Here is an 8,268-nt window from a genome sequence, read left to right as displayed (position 1 = left end):
TGACGGGTCATGCGCACTGGAGCAGCCTGCTGCTGGTGCTGTCGGTCGGGCAGGGTGCCCGGCGGGCCCGGCCGCTGCTGATTCCGGCCGATGCGCTCGACGCCGCATCGTTCAGCGCGCTTTCCGTGCTGGCGAGGACGGCGGGCGCGGCGGGGCGGGCGTGACGGCGGCGCGGTTACCGACCGTAACCAGCGTCCGGCGCGGGAACGCTACAATGTTGCTCCGCGTTGCATCCCTAGTTAATGGATTTGTCAGGTGAGTGAAAAAGAAATCGACCAGGCTCTGGTCGAGCGCGTACAGAAGGGCGACAAGGCAGCGTTCGAACTCCTGGTCTCCAAATACCACCGCAAGATCATTCGGCTGATCTCGCGCCTCGTGCGGGATCCCGCCGAGGTCGAGGATGTGGCCCAGGACGCGTTCATCAAGGCGTATCGTGCGCTGCCGCAATTCCGCGGCGAATCGGCGTTCTATACGTGGTTGTACCGAATTGCCGTCAACACGGCGAAGAACTACCTTGCGACGCAAGGCCGCCGGGCACCGACCTCGACCGAGGCCGATGCGGAGGAAGCGGAAACTTTCTCCGACGCAGACCAACTAAGGGATATCAACACGCCTGAGTCGATGTTGATGAGCAAGCAGATTGCCGAGACGGTCAACGCTGCAATGGCTCTGCTGCCCGAAGAACTGCGCCAGGCAATTACGCTGCGCGAGATCGAGGGCCTGAGCTACGAAGAGATCGCGGAAATGATGGGCTGTCCGATCGGGACGGTCCGATCGCGGATCTTCCGCGCACGCGAGGCAATCGCTGCCAAATTGCGTCCGCTGCTCGATACGCCCGAAGGCAAGCGCTGGTAAGCGCGACAGGCGGAGCGACGCGGGTCGGGGTCTAGTTACGGATAGAGTCGTGAAGTCACGACGGGGTGTGCAAGATGGGGAGCATCATGGGGTCGGTCAATACGCAGTCGCAAGCGTGCTCGCGCGGCGAGCGCCTTTCCGCGCTGGTCGACGGCGAAATGTTCGATGGCCCGGACAACGGGCAGTTTCTGGCTGAGCTCAACCGCGCGGATCGCGCTGCGTGGGCCCAATACCACCTGATCGGCGATGCGCTGCGCTCGGACGAGCTCGCGCTGTCGCCCGCGCTGAGCGTCGCGTTCACCGCGCGCATGTCGGCTGCGCTCGAAAGCGAGCCGCACCTGCTCGCGCCGGCGGCCGCACCCGTCGCGCGCAAGCTGCTATCGCTGCGCCGGCGTGTCGTGCCCGCGTTCGCGGTCGCTGCCGCGGCAGCCACGCTGACGTGGATCGTCGTCCCGCAGCTGCAGACGGCCGGTGCCCCGGGCGCCGTCCAGGTCGCGTCGGCCGGTGCGCCGCAAGGCGGCAACCTGCAGCGCGTGACGGTTGCGCAGGCATCGGCCCAGCCGGGCCTGCAGGACGTCAACATCATCCGCGACGCCAGCCTCGACCAATACCTTGAAGCGCACCAGCAATTCGCGCAGCAGCCCGTTGTCACGGGTTCGATGCCGCTGATCCGCGCTGCCGTGACCACCACGCCAGGCCAATAAACCCGATGCGGACATTGCAGTTGAATCACGCCATCTCCGGATGGAAGCGGCTGCCGGCCCTCCTGCTTTGCGCAGCCGCCCTGTTGTCCGTTCAATCCCTTCCTGCCAGCGCCCAGCAACCGGACGATCCCGTCGCGACCCGCAAGGGTGCCGCCGACTGGCTCGACCGTGTCCAGCAAGCGGCGCAGCAGCAGAGCTACGAAGGCACGTTCGTCTACCAGCGCGGCGGGTATGTGCAGTCGTCGCGCATCGCGCACGTCGCGTCCCGCGACGGCGAGTTCGAGCGCATCGAGACGCTCGACGGCAAGCCGCGCAAGCTGCTGCGACATAACGACGAGCTGTACACGTTCGTGCCCGAGCGCAAGCTGTGCGTGGTCGAGCGCCGTCAGACGCGCGACTCGTTCCCCGCGCTGCTCGGCGCGAGCGGCGAGCACGTGATGTCCGTCTACGACGCGAAGTCGCTCGGCAAGGACCGCGTGGCGGGGATCGACGCGCAGGTCGTCGAGCTCGTGCCGAAGGATGCGTACCGCTTCACGTACAAGCTGTGGGCCGACGCGCGCACGGGGCTGCTGCTGCGCTCGCAGACGCTCGATGCGAACGATCACGTGCTCGAGCAGATTGCGTTCTCGCAATTGCAGACGGGCGGCGCAAGCGGCGACAAGGCCGCGATCGCGGCCGGCATGCGCAACCTGAGCGGCTGGACGGTCGTGCGGCCGCCGGTCGCGACGGTCGACATGGAAGCGCAGGGCTGGCAGCTCGCCCCGAGCGTGGCCGGTTTCCAGAAGATTCGTGAAGTGCGCAGGCCGATGGCCGCGCGTGACGCGGGCGAGCCGCCGATCCCGGTCGATCAGGCCGTCTTCACCGACGGTCTCGCGACGATCTCGGTTTTCATCGAGCCGGCCGAAAAGAATACGCGCAAGGAAGGCGCGGGCAGCACCGGTGCAACGAACGTGCTCGTGAAGCGCCGCGGCGACTACTGGATCACCGTGCTCGGCGAAGTGCCGCCGGCTACGTTGCAGCAGTTCGCGTCTGCCATAGAATACAAGGCTTCCAAGTAACGCTACGGCTTCCGACATGATGAAACTCACGCTGCGCAAATGGCTCGCGGCGGCGGCGCTGTCTGCCTGCCTGCCGCTCGTGCCGCATACCGCGTTTGCGGTGACGGCTCCCGCTGCCAGCCTGCCCGACTTCGCCGACCTGGTCGAAAAGGTCGGGCCGGCCGTCGTGAACATCCGGACCACCGCCAACGTGCCGACGAGCAGCGGCCCGCGCGGGATGCTCCCGCCGGGCTTCGACAACGGCGACATGTCGGAATTCTTCCGGCGCTTCTTCGGCATTCCGCTGCCGCAGGCGCCCGGCAACGGTAGCGGCAATGGCGGCGGCAATCCGAAGAACGCGCCGACGCCTGACAATCCGCCCGACACCGAACAGAATCGCGGCGTCGGCTCGGGTTTCATCGTGTCGGCCGACGGTTACGTGATGACCAACGCGCACGTCGTCGACGATGCGGACACCATCTACGTGACGCTGACCGACAAGCGCGAATTCAAGGCGAAGCTGATCGGCGTCGACGATCGCACGGACGTCGCGGTCGTCAAGATCCAGGCGTCGAACCTGCCGGTCGTCGCGATCGGCGATTCGAACAAGGTGCGCGTCGGCGAGTGGGTCGTCGCGATCGGTTCGCCGTTCGGCCTCGACAACACGGTGACGGCCGGCATCGTCAGCTCGAAGAGCCGCAACACGGGCGACTACCTGCCGTTCATCCAGACCGACGTCGCCGTGAACCCCGGCAACTCGGGCGGCCCGCTGATCAACATGCAGGGCGAGGTGATCGGCATCAACTCGCAGATCTACAGCCGTACCGGCGGCTTCATGGGCATCTCGTTCGCGATTCCGATCGACGAGGCGATGCGCGTGGCTGACCAGCTGAAGGCGACGGGCAAGGTCACGCGCGGCCGGATCGCGGTGGCGATCGGCGAGGTGACGAAGGACGTGGCCGATTCGATCGGGCTGCCGAAGGCCGAGGGCGCGCTCGTCAGCAGCGTCGAGCCGGGCGGTCCGGCCGACAAGGCGGGCATCCAGCCGGGCGACATCATCCTGAAGTTCAATGGCCGTTCGGTCGATACGGCGTCGGACCTGCCGCGCATGGTCGGCGACACGAAGCCCGGCACGAAGGCGACGGTCAGCGTATGGCGCAAGGGTCAGGCACGCGATCTGCCGATCACGATCGCGGAGACGCCGGCCGAAACGACGGCGAAGGCCGAGCAGCGCAAGAACGCGCCGCAAAAGCCGCGCCAGACCAATTCGCTCGGTCTGACGGTCAGTGACCTGACGGCGGAGCAGATGAAGACGCTGAAGCTGAAGAACGGCGTGCAGATCGACGGCGTCGACGGCCCGGCCGCCCGTGCGGGTCTGCAGCGCGGTGACATCGTGCTGCGCGTCGGCGACACCGACATCACGAACGCGAAGCAGTTTGCCGACGTGACCGCGCAGCTCGATCCGCAGAAGGCGGTCGCGGTGCTCGTGCGGCGTGGCGACAACACGCAGTTCGTGCCCGTGCGGCCGCGCCAGAAGTAACGCGCCGATGTTCACGCTCTACGGCCGCGGCTGGTGCCACCTGTGCGACGACATGCGCGACGCACTGGCGCCGGTGGCGGCCGAATTCGGTATCGCGGTCGATTACATCGACATCGACACCGATGCGGCACTCGTCGCCCGCTACGACGAGGACGTGCCCGTGCTGCTGCTGGACGGGGCGGAGGTATGCCGCCACCGGTTCGACGACGCACGGGTGCGCGATGCGCTGAAAGCCCGGCGCCGAGCCTGACCTGCCGCTGGCGGGTGTCGTTTCGCACGGGGCCCGGCCCGGCGGGTGCCTCCAGCGGGCCACCGCGTGGCCGGCGTAGGAAATACCGCCCGGCGAAGGCCTTTTCGGCTAAAATAAGCCGTTTTTTCACCGACTTACAAGGCGTGCTCCGCAGTCGTCGAGCGCGCCTTTTTCGCTTGATCGGCACTGAATGGATCATATTCGCAATTTCTCGATCATCGCGCACATCGACCATGGCAAGTCGACGCTCGCGGATCGCATCATCCAGGTATGCGGCGGCCTCGCCGACCGTGAAATGGAAGCGCAGGTGCTCGACTCGATGGATATCGAGCGCGAGCGCGGCATCACGATCAAGGCGCAGACTGCCGCGTTGTCCTATCGCGCGCGCGACGGCAAGGTCTACAACCTGAACCTGATCGACACGCCGGGGCACGTCGACTTCTCGTACGAAGTCAGCCGTTCGCTGTCCGCATGCGAAGGCGCGCTGCTGGTCGTCGATGCGAGCCAGGGCGTCGAGGCGCAAACGGTCGCGAACTGCTACACGGCGATCGAGCTCGGCGTCGAGGTCGTTCCCGTGCTGAACAAGATCGACCTGCCCGCCGCGAACCCCGAAAACGCGATCGAGGAGATCGAGGACGTGATCGGCATCGACGCGACCGACGCGACGCGTTGCAGCGCGAAGACAGGCCTCGGCGTCGAGGACGTGCTCGAGTCGCTGATCGCGAAGGTGCCGCCGCCGAAGGGCGATCCGGCCGCGCCGCTGCAGGCGCTCATCATCGATTCGTGGTTCGACAACTACGTCGGTGTCGTGATGCTCGTACGCATCGTTAACGGCACGCTGCGCCCGAAGGACAAGATCAAGCTGATGGCGACCGGCGCGCAGTATCCGGTCGAGCACATCGGCGTGTTCACGCCGAAGTCGCGCAATCTCGAAACGCTGTCGGCCGGGCAGGTGGGTTTCATCATCGCTGGCATCAAGGAACTGACGGCAGCGAAGGTCGGCGACACCGTCACGCACGCGACCAAGGCTGCTGTCGAGCCGCTGCCGGGCTTCAAGGAAGTGAAGCCGCAGGTGTTCGCGGGGCTGTATCCGGTCGAGGCTAACCAGTATGACGCACTGCGCGAATCGCTCGAGAAGCTGAAGTTGAACGATGCGTCGCTGCAGTACGAGCCGGAAGTGTCGCAGGCGCTCGGCTTCGGTTTCCGCTGCGGCTTCCTCGGCCTGCTGCACATGGAAATCGTGCAGGAGCGGCTCGAGCGCGAGTTCGACATGGACCTCATCACTACCGCGCCGACGGTTGTCTACGAGGTCGTGCAGAGCGACGGCTCGACGATCAAGGTCGAGAATCCGGCGAAGATGCCGGAGCCGCCGAAGATCGAGGAGATTCGCGAGCCGATCGTCACGGTGAACCTGTACATGCCGCAGGACTACGTCGGCTCCGTGATCACGCTGTGCGAGCAGAAGCGCGGATCGCAGATCAACATGCAATATCACGGCCGTCAGGTGCAACTGACCTACGAGATCCCGATGGCCGAGATCGTGCTCGATTTCTTCGATCGCCTGAAGTCGGTGTCGCGCGGCTACGCGTCGATGGACTACGAGTTCAAGGAATACCGTGCGGCCGACGTCGTGAAGGTCGACATGCTGATCAACGGTGACAAGGTCGATGCGTTGTCGGTTATCGTCCACCGTTCGCAGTCACAGTACCGCGGCCGCGAAGTGGCCGCGAAGATGCGCGAGATCATTCCACGCCAGATGTACGACGTGGCGATCCAGGCTACGATCGGCGCGCACATCATTGCCCGCGAGAACATCAAGGCGCTGCGCAAGAACGTGCTGGCGAAGTGCTATGGCGGCGACATTTCGCGAAAGAAGAAACTGCTCGAAAAGCAGAAAGCGGGTAAGAAACGAATGAAGCAGGTGGGTTCGGTCGAGATCCCGCAGGAAGCGTTCCTTGCGATCTTGCGCGTCGAAGACAAATAACAGGACTGATCCTTTTATGAATTTTGCGCTGATTCTTTTTGTGCTCGTCGTCTTGACGGGCGTAGCGTGGGTGCTGGACAAACTGGTGTTCCTGCCGCAGCGACGCAAGGCGGCCGACTCGGCGATCGAGGAGTTCGATCGCCAGCAGTCGCGCATCGACAAGCGTTTCGCGGATGAAAACGCGGTGCAGACGCGTTCGAAGCTGCGCGACGAGAAGCTGCGCCAGCCGTGGTGGCTCGAGTACACGGCGAGCTTCTTCCCGGTGATCCTGGCGGTGTTCGTCGTGCGTTCGTTCGTCGTCGAGCCGTTCAAGATTCCGTCGGGCTCGATGGTGCCGACGCTGCTCGTCGGCGATTTCATCCTCGTCAACAAGTTCGAATACGGGCTGCGCCTGCCGGTCACGAACACGAAGATCACGCAGGGCAGCCCGCTGTCGCGCGGCGATGTCGTCGTGTTCCGCTATCCGAAGGACGAGTCGGTCGACTACATCAAGCGCGTGATCGGCCTGCCGGGCGATACCGTCGCGTACCAGGACAAGCAACTCACGATCAACGGCCAGCCGGTGCCCGAAACGCCGCTGCCCGATTTCTTCGACGACGAGCGCCAGAACTACGCGAAGCAGTTCGAGGAAACGATCGGCAACAAGAAGAACGCGATCCTCAACAACCCGGCCGTGCCGCCGTTCGTGATGGGCGCATACGACTATCCGTTTCGCGACAACTGCACGTACAACAGCCGCGGCGTGATCTGCAAGGTGCCGCCCGGTCACTACTTCATGATGGGCGACAACCGCGACAACAGTGCGGACAGCCGCTACTGGGGTTTCGTGCCGGACCAGAACATCGTTGGTCGTGCGTTCTTCATCTGGATGAACTTCAGCGACCTGAAGCGCATCGGTTCCTTCAACTGATCGCATTCGACTCAATCGCAATGCGCGACGCACGGGCCGCGTCGCGTATTGCCGAACTACTTTAAGAACCGGCGGTAACACCGCCTCGTCACGCCTTTTCGCGTCCGGCCGTGCCGTTTCGGCCCGACCGGCGCCCGCGTTATACTCCTGCACATGCCCCTATCCCAGTTGGAAAGCCGGCTGCGCTACGAATTTCGCAATGCGGAATTGTTGCGCCAGGCTTTGACCCATCGTAGTCACAGTGCCACGCACAACGAACGGCTCGAGTTTCTCGGCGACTCCGTTCTGAATTGCGCGGTGGCTGCCCTTTTGTTCCAGCGTTTCAGCAAGCTGGACGAAGGCGATCTGTCGCGCGTACGCGCCAACCTCGTCAAACAGCAGTCGCTGTACGAAATTGCTCAGGCCCTGAATATCTCGGACGGGCTGCGGCTCGGCGAGGGCGAACTGCGCAGCGGCGGGTTCCGCCGCCCGTCGATCCTCGCGGACGCGTTCGAAGCCATCATCGGGGCCGTGTTCCTCGATGGCGGCTTCGAAGCCGCCCAAGGGGTCATCAAGCGCCTCTATATCCCGATTCTCGACCACATCGATCCGCGCACGCTCGGCAAGGACGCGAAGACGCTGCTGCAGGAATACCTGCAGGGGCACAAGATCGCGCTGCCGACTTATACGGTGGTCGCGACGCATGGTGCGGCGCACAATCAGCAATTCGAAGTCGAATGCACGGTGCCGAAGCTCGACGTGAAGGTGTCGGGCTCCGGCGCGAGCCGGCGCGCAGCCGAGCAGGCCGCCGCGAAGAAGGCGCTCGACGAGGTGATGGCGGCCGCGCCGATGCTGGCCGCGAAGCCGAAGCGCTCGAAAAACGCGCGCGGGTCGAAGCATGTCGAACCCGAAATCGTGCCGGGCGTGAAGGGCGTGCAGGAAGCGCTCGACCTGCGCTCGCCGGAGCGGAAGGAACGCGCGGCGGCGCGCGAGGCGAGGGCGGCCGGTG

8 protein-coding genes are annotated in these 8,268 nt (G+C 64.8%); all 8 read left to right on the top strand.

Annotated elements, in window-relative coordinates:
• Positions 1–255: 255 nt before the first annotated feature.
• Positions 256–855, top strand: coding sequence for an RNA polymerase sigma factor RpoE (rpoE, locus tag G3N99_RS29980; RefSeq protein WP_006490873.1), 600 nt, complete (start codon positions 256–258; stop codon positions 853–855).
• Positions 856–941: 86 nt separating this feature from the next.
• On the top strand, positions 942–1,559 hold the full coding sequence (locus G3N99_RS29975; RefSeq protein WP_174943848.1) for a sigma-E factor negative regulatory protein: 618 nt from the start codon (positions 942–944) through the stop codon (positions 1,557–1,559).
• Between the two features lie 5 nt (positions 1,560–1,564).
• Positions 1,565–2,617: a MucB/RseB C-terminal domain-containing protein gene (locus G3N99_RS29970; RefSeq protein ID WP_059527587.1), complete on the top strand. Its 1,053-nt coding sequence runs from the start codon at positions 1,565–1,567 to the stop codon at positions 2,615–2,617.
• A gap of 16 nt (positions 2,618–2,633) precedes the next feature.
• On the top strand, positions 2,634–4,136 hold the full coding sequence (locus G3N99_RS29965) for a DegQ family serine endoprotease (protein WP_174944490.1): 1,503 nt from the start codon (positions 2,634–2,636) through the stop codon (positions 4,134–4,136).
• A 7-nt stretch (positions 4,137–4,143) separates the two neighbouring features.
• Entirely contained in the window at positions 4,144–4,386 is a 243-nt protein-coding gene (locus G3N99_RS29960) for a glutaredoxin family protein (protein ID WP_206124182.1), read from the top strand.
• 190 nt (positions 4,387–4,576) lie between these two features.
• Positions 4,577–6,370: a translation elongation factor 4 gene (gene lepA, locus G3N99_RS29955; RefSeq protein ID WP_174943840.1), complete on the top strand. Its 1,794-nt coding sequence runs from the start codon at positions 4,577–4,579 to the stop codon at positions 6,368–6,370.
• Between the two features lie 16 nt (positions 6,371–6,386).
• Positions 6,387–7,280 (top strand): signal peptidase I, encoded by an 894-nt coding sequence (gene lepB / locus G3N99_RS29950; RefSeq protein ID WP_011351413.1) that lies wholly within the window; start codon positions 6,387–6,389, stop codon positions 7,278–7,280.
• Positions 7,281–7,433: 153 nt separating this feature from the next.
• Positions 7,434–8,268, top strand: an 835-nt coding sequence (rnc, locus tag G3N99_RS29945) for a ribonuclease III (RefSeq protein ID WP_206124181.1), incomplete at its 3' end; no start/stop codon positions are given.

The organism is Burkholderia sp. Ac-20392 (assembly GCF_017104585.1).
Classification (GTDB): Bacteria; Pseudomonadota; Gammaproteobacteria; order Burkholderiales; family Burkholderiaceae; genus Burkholderia; species Burkholderia lata.
The sequence above is the reverse complement of the archived record's forward strand: the minus strand, read 5'-3'. Positions and strand labels throughout refer to the sequence as shown.